This window comes from uncultured Massilia sp., from assembly GCF_913773735.1.
GTDB lineage: Bacteria > Pseudomonadota > Gammaproteobacteria > Burkholderiales > Burkholderiaceae_D > Telluria.
In genome coordinates, this window is record NZ_CAJYEB010000043.1 from 69,007 (window position 1) to 87,096 (window position 18,090).

Consider the following 18,090-nt stretch of genomic DNA (forward strand, 5'->3'; position numbering starts at 1 on the left):
CGCGAAATTGGGCCCCGTCCTGCGACGGGGCGACGGTCTTGCTACCAGCGGTAAACCGGAAGCGCCAGGGGATCAGCGTTCGCCGCCCGAGCGCTGGCCGGCCGGGCGCGGGCCGCGGCCCTGGCCGCCGCGGTTGCCGCCGCCACCGTTGCCGCCGTTACCATTGCCGCGGCTGGCCGGCTGGCCGCCGCGGCCCGACAGCAGCGCCGCGGCATTGCCGCCGCTGCGCGCACCGCCGCCGTTGCCGCCGCCCGCGCCGCTGCGCTGGCCCGACGGTGCCGCCTGGCCGCGCGGCTTGCCGCCGTTGCCGCCATTGCCACCGTTGCCGGCATTGCCGCCGCCACCGGCCGCACGGTTGCCGCCCGGCCGGCCGCCGCCGCGGTTGGCGTGGCCCGGGGCGCCGCTGCGCAGCTGGATCGGCTGCGCCTTGGCGGTCGGATCCGGCTCGAAGCCCGTGATCACTTCACGCGGCAGCGTCTGCTTGATCAGCTTCTCGATGTCCTTCAGCATCTGGTGCTCGTCCACGCAGACCAGCGACACGGCTTCGCCGGTGGCGCCGGCGCGGCCGGTGCGGCCGATGCGGTGGACGTAGTCTTCCGGCACGTTCGGCAGGTCGTAGTTGACCACGTGCGGCAGCTGGTCGATGTCGATGCCGCGCGCCGCGATGTCGGTGGCGACCAGCGCGGTCAGGCTGCCGTCCTTGAACTCGGCCAGCGCCTTGGTGCGCGCGGACTGGCTCTTGTTGCCGTGGATCGCCATCGCGCCGATGCCGTCCTTGCCCAGCTGTTCGACCAGCTTGTTGGCGCCGTGCTTGGTGCGGGTGAAGACCAGCACCTGCTTCCAGTCGTTGGTCTTGATCAGGTGCGCCAGCATCGGGTGCTTTTTGTCGCGGTCGACCGGGTGGATCTTCTGGGCGATCACTTCCACGGTCGAGTTGCGGCGCGCCACTTCGATCATGGCCGGGTTGTCCAGCAGGCGGTCGGCCAGGGCCTTGATCTCGTCCGAGAACGTGGCCGAGAACAGCAGGTTCTGGCGCTGCGGCGGCAGCACGGCCAGCACCTTGCGGATGTCGTGGATGAAGCCCATGTCGAGCATGCGGTCGGCTTCGTCCAGCACCAGGATCTCGATCTTGTCGAGCTTGATGGTGCCCTGGGACACGTGGTCGAGCAGGCGGCCCGGGGTGGCGACCAGGATGTCGACGCCGTTGGCCAGCATCTTGATCTGCGGGTGGATGCCGACGCCGCCGAAGATCACGGCGGAATTCAGGTTCAGGTATTTGGCGTAGATGCGGACGTTTTCCTCGACCTGGGCGGCCAGTTCGCGGGTCGGGGCCAGCACCAGGGCGCGGATGGCGCGCTTGGAGGTCTTGTTGGTCAGCGCCGCGCCGACCTTGTCGGTCGACAGGCGGTGCAGCATGGGCAGCGTGAAGCCGGCGGTCTTGCCGGTGCCGGTCTGGGCGCCGGCCAGCAGGTCGCCGCCGCCGAGGACGGCCGGGATGGCCTGGGCCTGGATCGGGGTCGGGGCGGTATAGCCAGCTTCAGTGACGGCGCGCACGATGGCGTCGGACAGACCGAGAGTATTGAATGACATAGGTTTTCTATAGGGATCGGCCCGTCGCCCGGCAAAGGGCGCCAGTCCAGCCGATCGGATTGCACGACACAGGGTGGCCGGTACTGGAGCCGGACCGCCAAGACGCCACCGGCGGCGACATGCCGCGGCAACGTGGATTATTTAAAAATATTTCGCTAAGGAAATTCTAGCGCGGCTGGCGCCGCCAGGGCGCGCCGGTGCGGGCGGGGAGGCATGGCGCCTCGTGGACGATGGCGGGCTTGCACGAAGCCCGCGGCGGAAAATGCCGCGCGGCCAAGCAGGCCCGCGGCACTCCCCGGACTTACACGGGGGCGTATTCTACGCGAAAGGCGCAAAGCCCGCCGTCGGCCGGGAAAAAGGATCAGCCTGCGAACGGCGTCAGCAGGTTGACCATGCCGGCGAAGACCTTCGGGCCGGCGGCGATCACGTCGCCCTTGTTCAGGTACTGCGATTCGCCGTTGAACTCGCCGACGATGCCGCCGGCTTCGGTCACCAGCAGCGAGCCGGCCGCGATGTCCCAGATCTTCAGGCCCTTCTCGAAGAAGCCGTCGACGCGGCCGGCGGCCACGTTGGCCAGCTCCAGCGCGGCCGAGCCGCCCGAGCGCACGCCGTGGCAGCGCGCCGCCACGACTTCGTACATGCGCAGGTACTCGGCCAGCTGGCGCGGCTCGGCGCCGTGGCCGGCGCCGATCAGGGCCTTGTTGATGCGGTCCGGGTTGCGCACGCGGATGCGCTTGTCGTTCAGGTAGGAGCCGCCGCCTTTCGAGGCGGTGAACAGGTCGTTGCGCACCGGGTCGTAGATCACGGCCTGGGTGATCACGCCGCGCTGCTGCAGCGCGATCGAGATGCAGAAGTTCGGATAGCCGTGCAGGAAGTTGGTGGTGCCGTCGATCGGATCGATGATCCAGACGTATTCGCTCTCGTCGTTCAGGTTGCTCGACGCGCCGGTCTCTTCGCCCAGGATCGCGTGGTCGGGGTAGGCTTTCAGCAGCGTCTCGACGATGGCCTGTTCCGCCGCCTGGTCGATGTCGGTGACGAAGTTGTTATGGCTTTTTTCGCTGATGGTGATGCGATCGAGGTCGAACGAGGCGCGGTTGATGACGGTCGCGGCGCGGCGGGCGGCCTTGATGGCCGTGTTGAGCATTGGGTGCATGAAAGCTTCCGTAAATAAATGCTGACGCCCACCGCGCGCTGGCGCCGTGAACGATCTGGACGAGAGAAAATTATAAAGAGCAAAGCTGTGCCGAAGCCGTTAAAATCGCGGACCTTGCAGCCCGTATTCCAACGCTCGTCACCGCGCGATGCCGCTATTGTAAATGAACCCGACCGAAACTGATATATCTCTTTTCAAACGCCTGCGTTTTGTGTTAGTGGAAACCAGTCGTGCCGGTAACGTCGGCTCGGTGGCGCGCGCCATGAAGACGATGGGTTTCAGCGACCTGGTGCTGGTGTCGCCGCGCTGCGAGGCGCCGCTGCAGGATCCGGAAGCGGTCGCCTTCGCCAGCGGCGCCATCGACGTGCTGCAGGGCGCGCGCATCGTCGGCAACATCGCCGAGGCGCTGGACGGCTGCAATTTCGCCGCGGCCGTCTCGGCGCGCCTGCGCGAATTCTCGCCGCCGGTGTGGACCCCGCGCGCCTTCTCCGCGCACGCGGCGGGCCACGCCGACCTGCGTCCGGCCGTCATCCTGGGCAACGAGCGCGTCGGCCTGCCGAACCAGATCGTGGAGCAGTGCAATATCCTGATCAACATTCCGGCCAACCCGGACTATGCCTCGCTGAACCTGTCGCAGGCGGCCCAGGTGCTGGCCTACGAATGCCGGCTGGCGGCGCAGGGCGAGAACCGCACGCAGGAAGGCGTGGGCTTCCACGGCGAAGCGGCGAGCGTGGCGCAGATCGAGGGCATGTACGCCCACCTGGAAGAAGCGCTGGTCGCGATCGGCTTCCTGAACGCCGACAACCCGAAGAAGCTGATGCCGCGCCTGAAACGCCTGTTCGCCCGCACCCAGCTCGAAACCGAAGAAGTCAACATCCTGCGCGGCATCGCACGCCAGATGCTGCGCAAAGACTGACCTCCATCAAACCGGGGTCAGAGCCGGGGTCAGAGCCGGGCTCTGACCCCGGTTTGAGGCAGGTCGAGGAGTGGTTCTGCGGGGCTTGACGGCGCGGTGGCGGGTTTCGTTTACACTGCATGGCATGCCGATTCTTTGCCCTTTCTTTCTTGCGCCTGCCGCGGCGCCGGCGGCGTGATGGTCCGGAGCGCGCGTCGCCTGCTGCAGGGGATCCTGGTCCTGCAGGCCGTCTTTGCGCTGCTCGTCGCCGGCGCCGCGCTGGCGCTCGGGGCGCCGGCGTGGGCGGCGCTGCTCGCCGGCCTGGGGGGCGTCGTGCTGGTGCGGCTGGCGATCAACCTGAACAATTTTCTGCTGTCGTCGCGCGCCGCGAGTCCCACGCCGGAGCCCTACCGCCTCGACTGGCGCGCACGCCTGCGCCTGTTTCTCGAGGAATTTCGCTGCAGCATGCTGGTCACGTCCTGGCACGTGCCGCGCGGCCGCGCGGCGCTGCGCGTGCATGCGGACAGCACGCACCCGCCGGTATTGCTGATCCATGGTTATGGCTGCAACAGCGGCTACTGGGCCTGGCTGGTGCCGCTGCTGGATGCGGCGCGCATCAGCCATGCCGGCGTCGACCTGGAACCGGTCGGCGGCGACATCGACGACTTCGCGCAGCTGGTCGAGCAGCGCGTGCGCGCGCTGTGCGCCGCCACCGGCGCGCCGCAGGTGGCCATCGTCGCCCACAGCATGGGGGGACTGGTGGCGCGCGCCTGGATGCGCCGCTACGGCACGGCGCGCGTGGCGCGCGTGGTCACGCTCGGCTCGCCGCACCACGGCACCGCGCTGGCACGCTTCGGGCCGGGCACGAACGCCCTCCAGATGCGCATGGACAGCCCGTGGCTGCGCGCGCTGGCCGCCGCCGAGACGGCGCAGACGCGGGCGCTGGTCACGTCGATCTATACCCACCAGGACAATATCGTGTCGCCGCAGACCACGAGCGAGCTGCCCGGCGCGCGCAACATCGGCTTCGGCGGCGTCGGCCACGTGGCCCTCGGCCGCAACCCGCGCGTGCTGGCGGCGGTGATGCAGGAACTGGAGGCGCTGGAGGCGCTGGCCTGAGCCGTCGGTGGCCGGCAGGCCCCGGTCGGTGATATCCTTGCGGAACAATCCAACCATGCTGTCTTCCATGCAACAAAAAGCGCCACGCCGTACCCGCGAACGGATCCTCGAGCTGTCGCTCCGGCTGTTCAACGAGTTCGGCGAACCGAACATCACGACGACCGTGATCGCCGAAGAGATGAACATCTCTCCGGGAAACCTGTATTACCACTTCCGCAACAAGGACGACATCGTCAATTCGATCTTCGTGCAGTTCGAGGCCGAGATCGAGCGCATCCTGACCGTACCGGCCGGGCGCCGCTCGAACATGGAAGACGTGTGGACCTACCTGCACCTGATGTTCGAGCTGATCTGGAAGTACCGCTTCTTCTACCGCGACCTGAACGACCTGCTGTCGCGCAACCGCAAGCTGGAACTGCACTTCAAGGCGATCCTGGCGCACAAGATCAAGGTCGCGCGCCAGCTGTGCGAAGACCTGCGCAGCGAAGGCTCGCTGGAGGCCGGCGACGCCCAGATCGGCGCGATGGCGACCAATATGGTGGTCGTGGCCACCTACTGGCTGTCCTACGAGTACGTGCGCAACCCGCGCAAGTACAGCGAGCAGCAGGCCATCGCCGACGCGCTGGCGCGCGGCTGCTACCAGGTGCTGTCGATGGTCGGTCCCTACCTGCGCGGCGAGACGCACGCGCTGTTCCAGCGCCTGTCCGAGGACTACCTGAAGAAGCTGCCGCCGGAAGCGCGCCAGGACTGACCCTGCCCCCACCGAGAGAACCCATGAAATCGATCGCCGTCTACTGCGGCGCCTCTTCCGGCGCCGATCCCCGCTACGCCACGGCCGCGCGCGCACTGGCCCAGGCGCTCGTCGCGCACAATATCGCGCTGGTCTATGGCGGCGGCAAGGTCGGCCTGATGGGCGTGATCGCCGACGAGGTGCTGCGCCTGGGCGGCGAGGCCACCGGCGTGATCCCCAAGGCGCTGCTCGAACGCGAGGTCGGGCATGCCGGCCTGACGCGGCTGTTCGTCGTCAAGGACATGCACGAGCGCAAGGCCATGATGTCCGACCTGGCCGAGGGCTTCATCGCCATGCCCGGCGGCTTCGGCACGCTGGAAGAACTGTTCGAGATGGTGACCTGGGCCCAGCTCGGCATCCACGCCAAGCCGATCGGCCTGTACAACGTGGACGGCTTCTGGAACGGCCTGGTGGACTTCGCCGGGCAGATGGTGGACAAGGGCTTCGTGCGCCCGGCGCACGCGGCGCTGCTGCAGGTCGAGGAAGACCCCGACGCCCTGATCGGCCGGCTGCGCGGCGCCTGAACGCCGCGCCGGGCGGCGCTCAGGCCGCCAGTGCCGGCGCGGCGGCGTCGTGGCCGCGGGGCTGCTGCTGCTGCTGCTGCTGCGCCAGCAGGGCCGCGATCTGCTCGGCCGCCACCGGAGGGCTGAACAGGTAGCCCTGCATCTCGTCGCAGTCGTTGGCGCGCAGGAAGTCGCGCTGCTCCTCGGTCTCGACGCCCTCGGCGATCACGCGCAGGTGCAGGCGGTGGCCCAGCGAGATCACGGCCAGGGCGATGGCCTGGTCGTCGGCGCAGTGGCCCAGGTCGCGCACGAAGGACTTGTCGATCTTGAGGGTACTGATCGGGAAGGACTTCAGCGCCGACAGGCTCGAATAGCCGGTGCCGAAGTCGTCGATCGACAGCGACACGCCCATCGCCTTCAGCTCGCGCATGCGCTCGACCGCCTGGTGCATGTCGCGCATCAGCAGGCTTTCCGTGACCTCGAGTTCGAGCGCGCTGGGCGGCAGGCCGCTCTCGCGCAGGGCGCCGGCCACGCGCTCGACCAGGCGCCGTTCCTCGAACTGGCGCGCCGACACGTTCACCGACACCGTCAGCGCCGGCAGCCCCGCCGCGCGCCAGGCCTGCGCCTGGCGGCACGCGGTGCGCACCACCCATTCGCCCAGGGCGACGATCAGGCCGGACTCCTCGGCCAGGCCGATGAAGCGCGGCGGCGGCACCATGCCGTGCTCCGGATGGCGCCAGCGGATCAGCGCCTCGACGCCGAACATGCGCCCGGTGCGCAGGTCGACCTTGGGCTGGTACAGCAGGTGGAACATGCCCGCCGGCGCGGGGACGGCCGCGCCGGCCGTCGTGTCGCCCGCCAGCAGCGTCGCCTCCATGGCCTTGCGCAGACCTTCCAGCAGCACCAGCTTTTCTTCCACGCTGGCGTTCATGGCGCGCGTGTAGAACTGGAAGTTGTTGTTGCCGAGTTCCTTGGCCCGGTACATGGCCGCGTCGGCGTTCATCATCAGGGTCTTCGGGTCCTCGCCGTCGCGCGGGTAGATCACCACGCCCGTGCTGCAGCTCACCTGCACGGCCTGGCCGTCGATCTGCACCGGCTCCGTCACCGCCTGGCGGATCGTTTCCAGTAGCGGCGTCAGGCCGAGCGGATCGCCCTTCACGTCGGGCAGCAGGATCACGAATTCGTCGCCGCCCATGCGGCCCAGCGTGTCGGTGCGGCGCAGGCAGGACTGCATGCGCGCGCCCACGACCTGCAGCAGCGCGTCGCCGGCGTTGTGGCCGAGGCCGTCGTTGACCAGCTTGAAGCCGTCCAGGTCGACGAAGGCCAGGGCCAGCTGGCCGCCGGTACGCTGCGCGTTGCGGATCGCCTCGTCGAGACGGTCGCGGATCAGCGTGCGGTTCGGCAGCCCGGTCAGCTCGTCGTGGTGGGCCATGTGGCGGATGCGTTCCTCGGCGCGCTTGCGCTCGCTGATGTCGCGCACCATCGCCACCGCGCCGCCTTCGACCGGGACGATCTGGCGCTGCAGCCAGTGGCCGGTGGCCGGTCCCGTCCTGGCCTGCCACTCGGTTTCCACGGCCTTGCCTTCCGAGACCACCTGGACCAGCTGCTCGAACATGCCGTTGACGCGGTAGAACGGCAGCAGGTCGCCCATCATGCGGCCCAGCAGCGCCGCGGTGGGGATGCCGGTGACCTGTTCGGCGCGGCTGTTGGTGTGCTCGACGAGGAAGTCGACGATCCGGCCGTCGTCGCCGGCGATGCTGCGCAGGACGAAGAAGGCGTCCAGGCTCGCCTCCGACGCCGCCGCATAGGTCTCGTGGGCGCGCCGCTCGCGCCGGCGCGCCTTGGCCAGCTGCCACGACCAGGCGCTGATCATCGCCACCAGCGCCACCAGCAGGGCGCTGCCGGCCGCCGCCGCGGCCAGGTAGGTGCGGCGGTGCTGCGCGTACAGCGCCATCTGCTCGTGCTCGGCCAGGCCGACCAGCACGCTCAGCGGAAAGCCGTGCAGGCGGCGCACGCTGGCATGGCGCACGACGCCGTCCGGGCCCGCGGGAAGGGCGGCGCGCACCTGTTCGCCGAAGCGCGACAGGTCGATGCGCTGGCCCCACGACACCTGGTCGCCGATGCGCAGCGCGCGCGCCACGCCATCGTCGCCCACCAGCGCCAGCAGGCCCAGTTCGCCCTCGCGCGTGCGGTCGTAGGAACTGGTGAAGTAGGCCGGGTCGACCTCGACGACGGCGATGCCGGCGAAGCGCCCGTAGCCGTCGTTGATGCGGCGCGTGAAGCGCAGGCGTGGATCGGCCGCGGCGGCGTCGCTGCGGGTGCGGCTGACGTAGGGTTCGCTGGCGTCGTCGTGCTGGTGCACCGTGAAAAAGGGTTCGTGCGAGACGTCGCGCGCCGGCACCGCCGGATGGCTGTCGACGACCAGGCCGGCGCGGTCGGCGATGCTGACCTGGAATACCAGGCCGGGCGGCAGCAGGCCCTGGCGGCGCAGGGCGGGCAGGGCGGCCGGCGCCCCGTCGTGCTCGACGGCGTACTTGACCACCTTCAGCGTCTGGTCGATCGCGTTCAGGTTGCGCGCCATCTGCGCCTCGTAGGTGTCGACCTGTTCGCGCGCGGCGTCGCGCGCCGCGTCGGCGGCGGCCATGCGCTCGGCGTCGACCAGGTGGAAGGTGCCGATCCAGATCGCCGCCAGCGGCACCAGCGCGAACAGGGGCAGGGCGACGTGGGTCTCGAGCGAGCGCCCGAACAGGCGGCGCAGGCGCGCCGAGCGCAGGAAGGACGGCAGCCGCATCATTGCACCACCAGCACGACGCGCACGCTGGCATCCACCGCGCCGCGCTCGATGTAGCCGATGGCGTCCGGATCGTCGGCCACCCGGCGCCGCACGGCGGCGCTGTCGCGGATCTCGGCCGGCGGCTGGCCGCGGCCGGTGAACACCAGCTTCGACCAGTGCGCCTTGAGCAGGGCCGGGGTCTTGCTGGTCACGCGCTCGTAGAACGCGTCGCGCAGCGGCGAGCCCAGGCGCTGGTCGAGCGGCACCGCCTCGACGCCGTCGGGGAAGCGCGCCGTCTGGCCGAGGAAGATCGCGGCCACCTGGTCGGGGCGCAGCGCCGTCACGGCGCTCTTCGCCGAGACGATCACGACCAGGTCGGCGCCATGGGCGGCGCCGGCCGCGAGGAAGAATGCCAGGGCGGTGCCGAGGCGGCGTAGCAAAATGGGCGGACGCATGTCAGTAGACGAAATCGAGGGCGACGCTGGCGACGTGGGCCATGCGTCCCGAGCGGAAGCCGGGTGCCGGATTGATCATAGTGCCGCGCGAGCCGGCGCGCGGCGTCACGCGGTCGTACTGCAGCTTGAGCGCGGCATTGGCGTGCAGGTCCCAGCGCACGCCCACGCCATGGGTGGACTGCTGCGGGATGCTGGCCAGCAGCGCGGCCAGGCCGGCGTTCAGCGCCGCCGCGGCGGGCACGGCCTGGGCCGGCAGCGCGTCCAGCGGCAGGCCGGTTTCGGCCGCGAGGCCGGCGGCGCGCACCCTGGCCCAGGTCGCGTACGGCGTCCAGCTGCCGTGGCGCCAGCCGGCGCTGACGTAGGCGCTGCGCGTCGACCCCAGGAAGGAATCGGTGCGGGTGCGGCCCGCCTCGGCCATCAGGAACCAGGCGCCGGGATCGTAGTCGACGCCGACGTTGGCCACCCGCATGTCCTTGTGGTCCATCTCGTAGCGCCCGGAGATCGCCCGGCCGGCGGCGCCGAAGGCGTCGAGCCCGCGGAACAGCGGGGCCGCGAGGTCGCTCGAGACCTCGGCGCGCAACAGGTTGGCGCGCACGCTCCATGCGCCCCATTCGGCCGTGTGCGAGATGCCGGCGATGCCGCGCGCGCGGGCGCGCATGGGCGGCGCCAGCGGCACGTCGTCGTGGCCGTAGAACACCTGCGCGGTATGGCGCAGCCGCCCGGCGTTCCAGCGCAGCGTGGCGTCGACGCCGTCGCTGCTGGTGACCGGCACCACGCCATAGCCTTCCACCGGCGGCCGCACCCAGGGATAGGCATAGCCGACGCGCCGGTAGTCGGCGGTCAGGAACAGGGGCAGGGCGACGCGGCCGAGGCGCAGCGCGAGTTCGGGCGTGAGCTGGTACTTGACGTTGGCCCACTCGATCCTGGGGCGGTAGCTGTTGTCCGGCCCCTGCTCGCTCACCACCTGCACCACGGCCGACCAGCGCTTGTCGATCTGCAGGTCGAGCTGCATGCCCAGCCGGCTGTCGACGTCCGGACTCCAGCGCTGCGAGGCGCCGGCGCCCGAGTGCTTGATGGCGTTGGACGTGTAGTCGGCCAGCCGCTCGCTCGAATGGACGACGCCCAGCGTGCCGAATCCCGACACCGACCACGACGGCGTCTCGTCGGCGTGCGCGGCCGCCGCGGCCCGGCCCGGCGCCAGGGCCAGGGCCAGGCTTATGGCCAGGATCGGGGCCAACGGTTGGGCCGCGCCCCGCGCGCGTACGGGGACGGGCAGGGAAAAAGGACGAAGTCGTTGCTGCATGGTTCGCTTTCTGGGGACGCCGGCGGCATCGCGGGGGTCGGACGGGTCTGCTGGACGAGGATTCGGCGGCCGTGCGGGACGGGGCAGGCCGTGGCGCGATCGCGCGGAGCTCGACTGTAATGCCGGTTTCGGCAAAAGTCGATGGTATTTCGGAAAGAAATATGATGAATTTGATAGTTGTTGCGATGCGGCAACAGCCGGCTTACGGCGCCTGCTGCCCCCACAGGCGCTTGCCGTCGAGGTCGAGCTGCGTCAGGTACAGGCGCAGGTCGAACTCCAGCTGGTGGTACTGCGGCTCCATCCAGCAGCACAGTTGATAGAAGGCCTTGTCGTGGTCCTTTTCCTTCAGGTGCGCCAGTTCGTGCACGACGATCATGCGCAGGAATTCCGGCGGCGCGTCGCGGAACACGGTGCCGATGCGGATCTCGTGCTTGGCCTTCAGGCGGCCGCCCTGCACGCGCGAGATGGCCGTGTGCAGGCCCAGCGCCTGCTGGACGATGCCGATCTTGCTGTCGTAGGCGACCTTCGAGACCGGGGCCGCGTTGCGCAGGTAGTCGTCCTTCAGGTCCTGCACGTAGCCGTACAGGGCCTTGTCGGTGCGGATCGCGTGGGTGGCGGGATAGCGCTGCAGCAGGTGGTCGGCCAGGCGGCCTTCGGCGATCAGGCGCTCGACCTGGGATTGCAGGTGGGCCGGATAGGCGCTCAGGTATTTCATGTGGGACATAGCACGCGCACTCTACCATGGCTGCCACGGCGGCGCGCGCCTGGTACGGCGACGGTGCAGGAATGGTAGGAGGATGGTGCGACGCGCGTACGAGCGTGCCACGGGTGCGGTGGCAGGAACGCAATGGCCGGGGCGTGGTGGAAGGAGCACGGTGGCAGGCGCGGTGGCAGGCGCGCGGCGGTCCGGCCGGGATGCGGCCGGACCGCCGGGGGCTGCCTCACTCCTCCTTGCCGCCCTGGCGATTGGCGGCCTTCGCGGCCGCGGCGGCGCGGTTGGCCGACTGCCGGCTTTCCCCGCCCTTGCGGCCGATGTCGGCCATGTGGGCGCGATTGCGGCTGACGACTTCCCCGCCTTTCTGGCCCGCCCGGCGCGCTTCTTCCGAATCGAATTCGTGCGCCGTGCCTTTCTGGTGGGCGGCCTGGCCGCCCTTGCTGGCGATTTGACGCTGCTGGTTCTGGTCCATCGCAGCGAAACCGCGCTTGGCCGGCTGGCTTTTCTGCTCGCTGCCGCCGGCGTCGGCAGAGGCCTTGCCGCCTTCCTTGCTTGTCGCCATATCGATCTCCTTGTGCCTGTCGGTGAACAATCCAAACCCGAGCGTCCATGGATGCGCTCGTGCGTTTAGAGGCGCTGGGCAGGCGATAGTTCCGGCGGGCTGGCGCGGCGGCGGCGCGGGCGGGCAATTCGTTGCGGGAATGCCGAAATTGCAACGTCGTGCGACAATGGACCGGCTGTTTCCCTTCAACCTTTCCCCTCGAGCGCATGACGTACCCCGAATACATCCTGACCCTCTCCTGCCTTGACCACCGCGGCATCGTGCTGCGCGTGTCGGGCTTCCTGGCCGAACACGGCTGCAACATCATCGACTCGGCGCAATATGGCGACGCGGAATCGAAGCTGTTCTTCATGCGCGTGCACTTCGCGCTGGAGGACGGGGCGGTGTCCGACGAGCTGCTGCGCGCCGGCTTCGGTTCCCTGTGCGAGCAGCTGGGCGCGGACGGCCAGCTGCACGACGCCGGACGCAAGCCGCGCGTGATGATCATGGTGTCGAAGATCGGCCATTGCCTGAACGACCTGCTGTTCCGCTACCGCAGCGGCCTGCTGCCGGTGGAGATCCCGGCCATCGTGTCGAACCATATGGATTTCTACCAGCTCGCGGCAAGTTACAATATCCCTTTCCACCACTTGCCGCTCGAGGCCGGTGCCAGCGAATCGGCCAAGCTCGCCCAGGAGGCGCGCGTGATCGACCTGCTCGACACCCACCGCATCGACCTGGTCGTGCTGGCGCGCTACATGCAGATCCTGTCGCCGGGGCTGTGCGAAGCCTTGAAGGGCAGGGCGATCAATATCCACCATTCGTTCCTGCCCAGCTTCAAGGGGGCGCGCCCGTACGCGCAGGCGCACCGGCGCGGCGTCAAGCTGATCGGCGCCACTGCCCATTTCGTCACCGGCGACCTGGACGAGGGCCCGATCATCGAGCAGGACGTCGAGCGCGTCGACCACGCGATGCGCGTCGAGGAGTTGACGGCGATCGGCCGCGACGTCGAGAGCGTCGTGCTGGCGCGCGCGGTCAAGTGGTTCGTGGAACACCGCATTTTGCTGAACGGCGACAAGACCGTCGTGTTCAGCTGAACCGACGAACGCAGACAAGAAAGCGCAGCAACCCAGATGGCCCTGAAAGCAACGATCTACAAGGCAGACCTGAACATCGCGGACATGGACCGCAACTATTACCAGGAGCACGCGCTCACCATCGCGCGCCATCCTTCCGAGACCGACGAGCGCGTGATGATCCGCCTGCTCGCATTCGCCCTGCACGCCGACCCGGCGCTGGCGTTCGGCAAGGACCTGTTCGACGTCGAGGAGCCGGCGCTGTGGCTGAAGGACCTCACCGGCGCGATCCAGACCTGGATCGAGGTGGGCCAGCCCGACGAGCGGCGCCTGCTCAAGGCCTGCGGGCGCGCCGAGCACGTGATCGTGTACAGCTACAGCGCCACCAGCAACATCTGGTTCAAGGGCCTGGCCAGCAAGCTCGAGCGCAACCGCAAGATCACCATCGTCAACATCCCGGCGGAGACCAGCGCCCAGCTCGAGCAACTGGCCCAGCGCAGCATGCAGCTGCAGTGCACGATCCAGGACGGCCAGGTGTGGCTGACCGACGGCACGAACACCGTGCAGGTCGAGCGCGAGGTGCTGCTGGGCGGGCGCTGATCGCGCTATACTTGGCGGCCGTGCACACCCCGTGCACGGCCGACGTGTCGTTCAACCGGATACCACCATGGCTTTACGAGCAATTTCCACCCTTGTCGCCCTGGCCGCCGCCAGCCTCGTCTCCACCGCCGCGCTGGCCCAGGTCGGCGTGACCGATCCCTGGGTGCGCGCCACCGTGCCGACCCAGAAGGTATCCGGCGCCTTCATGCAGCTGCGCGCCGCCAAGGCGGCGCGCCTGGTCGAGGTCAAGAGCCCGGTCGCGGGCCGCGTCGAGATCCACGAGATGGCGATGGAAGGCCAGACCATGCGCATGCGCAAGATCGACGGCCTCGACCTGCCGGCCGGCCAGCCCGTGAACCTGGCGTCGGGCGGCTACCACATCATGCTGTTCGACCTGCAGCGCCAGCTGAAGGAAGGCGAGCAGGTGCCGCTGACGCTGACGGTGCAGGGCGCGGACGGCAAGCGCGAGAGCGTGGCCGTGCAGGCCCCGGTCAAGCCGCTGAACTACAAGCCGGCCGGGGACGCGGCGCACCATTGATAGGCGCGGCGGTGGCGCGCACGGGGTGCGCACCCTGCGGTGCTGCTTGGTGCGCGTGGTCACACCGGGGCCGGAGCCCCTTGAAAGCAACACCGGGCGCTGACCCCTACGGCGCCGAACCCAGCCGGCGCAGGCTGCCCGAGCCGACCACCGACTTGCTCACCTGCGGATCGCCGTAGTAATCGACGTCGCCCGAGCCGGCCACCGTCAGGCTCAGCGCATCGCGCACCCACAGCCGGGCATTGCCCGACCCCGCCACGTTGACGCTGGCGGTGTCCGTGCGCACCTTGCCCAGGTCGACGTTGCCGGAACCGGCCACCGACACCGACAGCTTGCGCGCGCTGCCGTCGCCGGCCTGCAGCTTGCCGCTGCCGCCCAGGTTCACGCTCAGGTCGCCGCCTTCGACGCGGCGTACCCGGATTTCCCCCGATCCGCCGATGTCGAAGCGCACGCGCTGGCCGCGCATCGCGTCGATGTCGACGTTGGCCGAGCCGGCCAGCGTCATGCGGTCCAGCTCGCGCACCTGCACGACGATCCTCAGGTTGCGCGTGCGCAGGTTGGTCCTGGAGCGCGCGCGGATCTTCAGCGTGCGGTCCTCGACCACCGTTTCGATCAGCGGCAGCAGGTTGTCCTCGGTCTCGATGGTGACGCCCTCGGCATTGCCGGTGCGGACCTCGACCGTGCCCGGCACGGCCACCGACAGGCCGTCGAAGCGGCCGACGCTGCGCTCCTGGCGCCTGACGGGGCCGCGGCCCTCCACCGTTTCGGAACCCCAGCCCCAGGCGCCGGCCTGCGGCGCGGCGGCGACGCAGGCGAGGGCGCAGGCGCCGGCCAGGAAGCGGCGGCGGGCGGTCGGGATGGCGGTCGGGATGGCGCTCGTGTTCGTGGTCATGCGGTCCTCCTGTAGTGGGTCTCGTGGGATGCGATGATGGCATCCTAAGCCACCGCGGCGCTACAGGGGCGCGGTTTGCGACGGACTGCAGCGATCGCGGGCCGAACTGCGCCAGCGCCGGCCAGCCGGTGGCCAGCGGCGCGCCGCCGTCGCCCCGATCCTGCTAAGGTCGGGCCATCCCATCGACGTGGTTCCTTGCAGGAGGCAGCATGGATCGGTACCTGATCGTCTACCGTGGCGTGCCCGTCGGCAGCGCCGACGGCCCCGCGCACGACCGCGCGCGCTGGCGGGCCTGGCTCGACGGGCTGGGCGCGGCGCTCGTCGACCGCGGCGCCCTGGCCGGCGGGGCCGTCGAGATGCCCAGCCGCCTGCTCGGGCCGAAAGAGTCGACCAGTTCGCTGTCCGGCTACGCCATCGTGCGCGCGGCGGACTTCAACGCGGCGGTCGCGCTGGCCGCGTCGTGTCCGGTGTTCGACGAAGGCGGCTCGGTCGAGGTCGCGCGCCTGGACGATTCCCTGGCCTGATGCCATCCCGCCTATCCCTTCTGGCCGCCGGTTTCCCCTGACCGGGCGGGCGACTCCCGGCTAAAATGTCTGCTTGGACATGTCATCGTCCAATCACGCACGCCAACCGAAAGGGATTACAGGATGAGTACGCTCCAGCCGCCGGCCTATGCCGACGTCGTCCAGGCCGCCGAACGCATCGCCGGCATCGCCAACCGCACCCCGGTGCTGACCTCGCGCACCGTGAACTCGGCATGCGGCGCCGAGGTCTTCTTCAAATGCGAGAACCTGCAGCGCATGGGCGCCTTCAAGTTCCGCGGCGCCTGCAATGCGCTGGCGCGCTTCACGCCGGCGCAGCGCGCCGCCGGCGTCGTGGCCTTCTCGTCCGGCAACCACGCGCAGGCGATCGCGCTGGCCGCGCAGCTGCTGGGCATGCCCGCCACCATCGTGATGCCGCAGGATGCGCCGGCCGCCAAGGTCGCGGCCACCCGCGGCTACGGCGGCAACGTCGTGCTGTACGACCGCTACACCGAAGACCGCGAGCAGATCGGCCGCGACCTGGCCGAGCGCCACGGCTACACCCTGATCCCGCCGTACGACCACCCGGACGTCATCGCCGGCCAGGGCACGGCGGCGAAGGAACTGTTCGAGGAGGTCGGCGCGCTGGACGCCCTGTTCGTGCCGCTGGGCGGCGGCGGCCTGTTGTCCGGCTCCGCGCTGTCCACGCGCGCGCTGGCGCCGGCCTGCAAGCTGTATGGCGTCGAGCCCGAAGCGGGCAACGACGGCCAGCAATCGTTCCGTTCGGGCGCCATCGTCCACATCGACACGCCGCAGACCATCGCGGACGGCGCCCAGACCCAGCACCTCGGCAGCCTCACGTTCCCGATCATCCGGCGCGACGTCGACGACATCCTGACCGCGTCCGACGAGGAACTGGTGCGCTGCATGCGTTTCTTCGCCGAGCGCATGAAGCTCGTCGTGGAGCCGACCGGGTGCCTCGGTTTCGCGGCGGCGCGCGCCATGCAGGACCGGTTGCGCGGCAAGCGGGTCGGCATCCTGGTCAGCGGCGGCAACGTCGACCTGGCGCGCCTGGGCGCCTTCCTGGCCGGCTGACGGGCGGCCGATGGCGACCGGCGCGCTCAAGGCCATCCTATGGGACAACGACGGCGTCCTGTCGGACACCGAACGCCTGTTCTTCGAGGCCAACCGGCGCGTGCTGGCGCCGCACGGCATCGACCTCGCGCACGCGGACTACGTCGCCTGGTACCTGGAAGACGCGCGCGGGGCCTGGCACCTGCTGCGCGCGCGCGGCTACGGCGAGGACGACATCGCGCAGGTGCGGCGCGCCCGCGACGCCTGCTACGCCGGCCTGCTGGCCGAAGCGGCGACGCCGCTCGGCTTTCCCGGCGTGCCGGCGATGCTGGCGCGGCTGGCGCCGCGGGTGGCGATGAGCATCGTCACCGCCTCGTTCGCCGAGCACGTGGCGCTGGCGCACCGCGACGGCGGCGTGCTCGAGCACATCGGCGCCGTGTTCGCACGCGCACCCGGCATGCGACCCAAGCCGCATCCCGACGCCTACCTGCACGCCCTGCAGCAGTTGGGCCTGGACGCCGCCGACTGCATCGCCGTCGAGGATTCGCCGCGCGGCCTGGCCGCGGCCAGGGCGGCCGGGCTGCGCTGCATCGCGCTGCGCAGCGAACTGCTGGCCGGCTACGACTTCGACGGCGCCTGGCGCGTGGTCGACGGCCATGCCGAACTCGAACGCGAACTGGCGCTGCTGCTGGACGGCGCAGCGCCTCCACCCTGAAGGATCCCATGACCGACACCACGTCACATGCCACCACGCAGGCCACCACGCAAACCGCGGACGCGCCCGGCATCGGCCCCACGCCCGTCTTCGACAGGCTGGTGGCGCTGCTGTCCGCGCAGGATGCGCGCTACCGTGTCATCGCGCACCCGGCCGCCGGCAAGTCCGAGGAAGTCGCGCGCATCCGCGGCACCGAGGTCGGGCAGGGCGCCAAAGCCATGGCCTGCAAGCTCAAGGTGCCGGACGCGCCGGCCGTGCACGTGCTGGCCGTGCTGGCGGCCGACCGCCAGCTCGACCTGCAGGCGCTGGCCGACCTGTTCGGCGCGCGCCGCGCCAGCCTGATGAGTCCCAGGGAAATCCTCGACATGACGGGCTGCGTGCTGGGCGCGATCCCGCCGTTCTCCTTCCACCCGGACCTGGTGCTGGTGGCCGATCCCGATCTGTTCGGACGCTACCGCGAGATCGCCTTCAACGCCGGCCGCCTGGACGCGTCGATGGTGCTCGACAGCGACGACTACCTGCGCGTGGCGCGGCCGCGCCTGGCGGACCTGCGCCAGCGCTGACGGGACGGCCGGCACCGGCGACGACGGGGCGCCTCCTTGCGGATGGCGCCCCGTTTCTCATCGCGCGGTCAGGCGGTGGCGATGCCGGTGGCGATGGTGGTGGAAACGGTGCCGACGAGCTGCACCATCTCGTCCGCATCGGCAATGCCCAGCAGCACGTCGGCGCGCGTCACCTGGCCGGCGGCCAGCTTGACGGCCCACTCGCTGGCTTCCGCCGCGCTCGGGCCGTGGCCCAGCGCGGTCTGGTACAGCTCGGCCACGAAGTGCGCGTCAT

Annotated in this window: 20 protein-coding genes; 11 read left to right on the forward strand and 9 right to left on the reverse strand. The window is 69.9% G+C overall.

Annotated features, from left to right (window positions below):
* Positions 1-72 precede the first annotated feature (72 nt).
* Together QZ749_RS22940 and QZ749_RS22945 are read right to left on the reverse strand one after the other, a co-directional pair.
* The gene (locus QZ749_RS22940; protein ID WP_296951974.1) at positions 73-1,590 is read right to left on the reverse strand and encodes a DEAD/DEAH box helicase; all 1,518 of its coding nucleotides are present in this window, start codon (positions 1,588-1,590) and stop codon (positions 73-75) included.
* Between the two features lie 361 nt (positions 1,591-1,951).
* Entirely contained in the window at positions 1,952-2,734 is a 783-nt protein-coding gene (locus tag QZ749_RS22945) for an inositol monophosphatase family protein (RefSeq protein ID WP_296952026.1), read from the reverse strand.
* Positions 2,735-2,906: 172 nt separating this feature from the next.
* Between QZ749_RS22945 and QZ749_RS22950 the strand changes: the two genes are divergently transcribed.
* From QZ749_RS22950 to QZ749_RS22965, 4 genes are all read left to right on the forward strand, one after another.
* Complete coding sequence (locus tag QZ749_RS22950) at positions 2,907-3,659, forward strand: RNA methyltransferase (protein WP_296951976.1); 753 nt, start codon at positions 2,907-2,909, stop codon at positions 3,657-3,659.
* A 177-nt stretch (positions 3,660-3,836) separates the two neighbouring features.
* Positions 3,837-4,757: an alpha/beta fold hydrolase gene (locus tag QZ749_RS22955; protein ID WP_296952029.1), complete on the forward strand. Its 921-nt coding sequence runs from the start codon at positions 3,837-3,839 to the stop codon at positions 4,755-4,757.
* A gap of 67 nt (positions 4,758-4,824) precedes the next feature.
* The gene (locus QZ749_RS22960; protein WP_296951978.1) at positions 4,825-5,508 is read left to right on the forward strand and encodes a TetR/AcrR family transcriptional regulator; all 684 of its coding nucleotides are present in this window, start codon (positions 4,825-4,827) and stop codon (positions 5,506-5,508) included.
* 23 nt (positions 5,509-5,531) lie between these two features.
* Positions 5,532-6,071 (forward strand): TIGR00730 family Rossman fold protein, encoded by a 540-nt coding sequence (locus tag QZ749_RS22965; protein ID WP_296951981.1) that lies wholly within the window; start codon positions 5,532-5,534, stop codon positions 6,069-6,071.
* Positions 6,072-6,090: 19 nt separating this feature from the next.
* Here the strand turns inward: QZ749_RS22965 and QZ749_RS22970 are convergent, their stop codons facing one another.
* From QZ749_RS22970 to QZ749_RS22990, 5 genes are all read right to left on the reverse strand, one after another.
* A complete protein-coding gene (locus QZ749_RS22970) occupies positions 6,091-8,841 on the reverse strand; it encodes an EAL domain-containing protein (protein ID WP_296952032.1) in 2,751 nt (916 codons plus the stop codon).
* Positions 8,841-9,278, reverse strand: a complete 438-nt coding sequence (locus QZ749_RS22975; RefSeq protein WP_296951984.1) for a phosphate ABC transporter substrate-binding protein — start codon at positions 9,276-9,278, stop codon at positions 8,841-8,843. Before QZ749_RS22975 ends, QZ749_RS22970 begins: the two co-directional genes overlap by 1 nt.
* Position 9,279: 1 nt before the next feature.
* Positions 9,280-10,515: a porin gene (locus tag QZ749_RS22980; RefSeq protein WP_296951987.1), complete on the reverse strand. Its 1,236-nt coding sequence runs from the start codon at positions 10,513-10,515 to the stop codon at positions 9,280-9,282.
* Between the two features lie 268 nt (positions 10,516-10,783).
* Positions 10,784-11,305: a M48 family metallopeptidase gene (locus QZ749_RS22985; RefSeq protein WP_296951989.1), complete on the reverse strand. Its 522-nt coding sequence runs from the start codon at positions 11,303-11,305 to the stop codon at positions 10,784-10,786.
* Between the two features lie 217 nt (positions 11,306-11,522).
* Positions 11,523-11,858 (reverse strand): KGG domain-containing protein, encoded by a 336-nt coding sequence (locus QZ749_RS22990; protein ID WP_296951992.1) that lies wholly within the window; start codon positions 11,856-11,858, stop codon positions 11,523-11,525.
* A 206-nt stretch (positions 11,859-12,064) separates the two neighbouring features.
* Here QZ749_RS22990 and purU point away from each other — a divergent pair, with 206 nt between their 5' ends.
* The 3 genes from purU (at position 12,065) to QZ749_RS23005 (ending at position 14,051) form a co-directional block, all read left to right on the forward strand.
* The gene (gene purU, locus QZ749_RS22995) at positions 12,065-12,934 is read left to right on the forward strand and encodes a formyltetrahydrofolate deformylase (RefSeq protein ID WP_296951993.1); all 870 of its coding nucleotides are present in this window, start codon (positions 12,065-12,067) and stop codon (positions 12,932-12,934) included.
* Positions 12,935-12,970: 36 nt separating this feature from the next.
* The gene (locus QZ749_RS23000; protein ID WP_296951996.1) at positions 12,971-13,513 is read left to right on the forward strand and encodes a YaeQ family protein; all 543 of its coding nucleotides are present in this window, start codon (positions 12,971-12,973) and stop codon (positions 13,511-13,513) included.
* A 67-nt stretch (positions 13,514-13,580) separates the two neighbouring features.
* The gene (locus tag QZ749_RS23005; RefSeq protein ID WP_296951998.1) at positions 13,581-14,051 is read left to right on the forward strand and encodes a copper chaperone PCu(A)C; all 471 of its coding nucleotides are present in this window, start codon (positions 13,581-13,583) and stop codon (positions 14,049-14,051) included.
* Between the two features lie 106 nt (positions 14,052-14,157).
* Here QZ749_RS23005 and QZ749_RS23010 read toward each other — a convergent pair whose 3' ends face one another.
* Positions 14,158-14,943 carry a head GIN domain-containing protein gene (locus tag QZ749_RS23010; RefSeq protein WP_296952000.1) on the reverse strand — a complete coding sequence of 262 codons (786 nt, stop codon included), beginning with the start codon at positions 14,941-14,943 and terminating at the stop codon, positions 14,158-14,160.
* 209 nt (positions 14,944-15,152) lie between these two features.
* On the opposite strand from QZ749_RS23010, the gene QZ749_RS23015 reads away from it, so the two are divergent.
* The 4 genes from QZ749_RS23015 (at position 15,153) to QZ749_RS23030 (ending at position 17,816) form a co-directional block, all read left to right on the forward strand.
* Positions 15,153-15,467 (forward strand): hypothetical protein, encoded by a 315-nt coding sequence (locus QZ749_RS23015; protein ID WP_296952003.1) that lies wholly within the window; start codon positions 15,153-15,155, stop codon positions 15,465-15,467.
* A 123-nt stretch (positions 15,468-15,590) separates the two neighbouring features.
* Positions 15,591-16,559, forward strand: coding sequence for a threo-3-hydroxy-L-aspartate ammonia-lyase (locus QZ749_RS23020; RefSeq protein ID WP_296952006.1), 969 nt, complete (start codon positions 15,591-15,593; stop codon positions 16,557-16,559).
* 10 nt (positions 16,560-16,569) lie between these two features.
* Positions 16,570-17,253: an HAD family phosphatase gene (locus QZ749_RS23025; RefSeq protein WP_296952009.1), complete on the forward strand. Its 684-nt coding sequence runs from the start codon at positions 16,570-16,572 to the stop codon at positions 17,251-17,253.
* An 8-nt stretch (positions 17,254-17,261) separates the two neighbouring features.
* A complete protein-coding gene (locus QZ749_RS23030) occupies positions 17,262-17,816 on the forward strand; it encodes a YbaK/prolyl-tRNA synthetase associated domain-containing protein (RefSeq protein ID WP_296952012.1) in 555 nt (184 codons plus the stop codon).
* Between the two features lie 68 nt (positions 17,817-17,884).
* Here QZ749_RS23030 and QZ749_RS23035 read toward each other — a convergent pair.
* The coding region (locus QZ749_RS23035) for a DUF4214 domain-containing protein (protein ID WP_296952014.1) at positions 17,885-18,090 on the reverse strand (206 nt) is incomplete at its 5' end.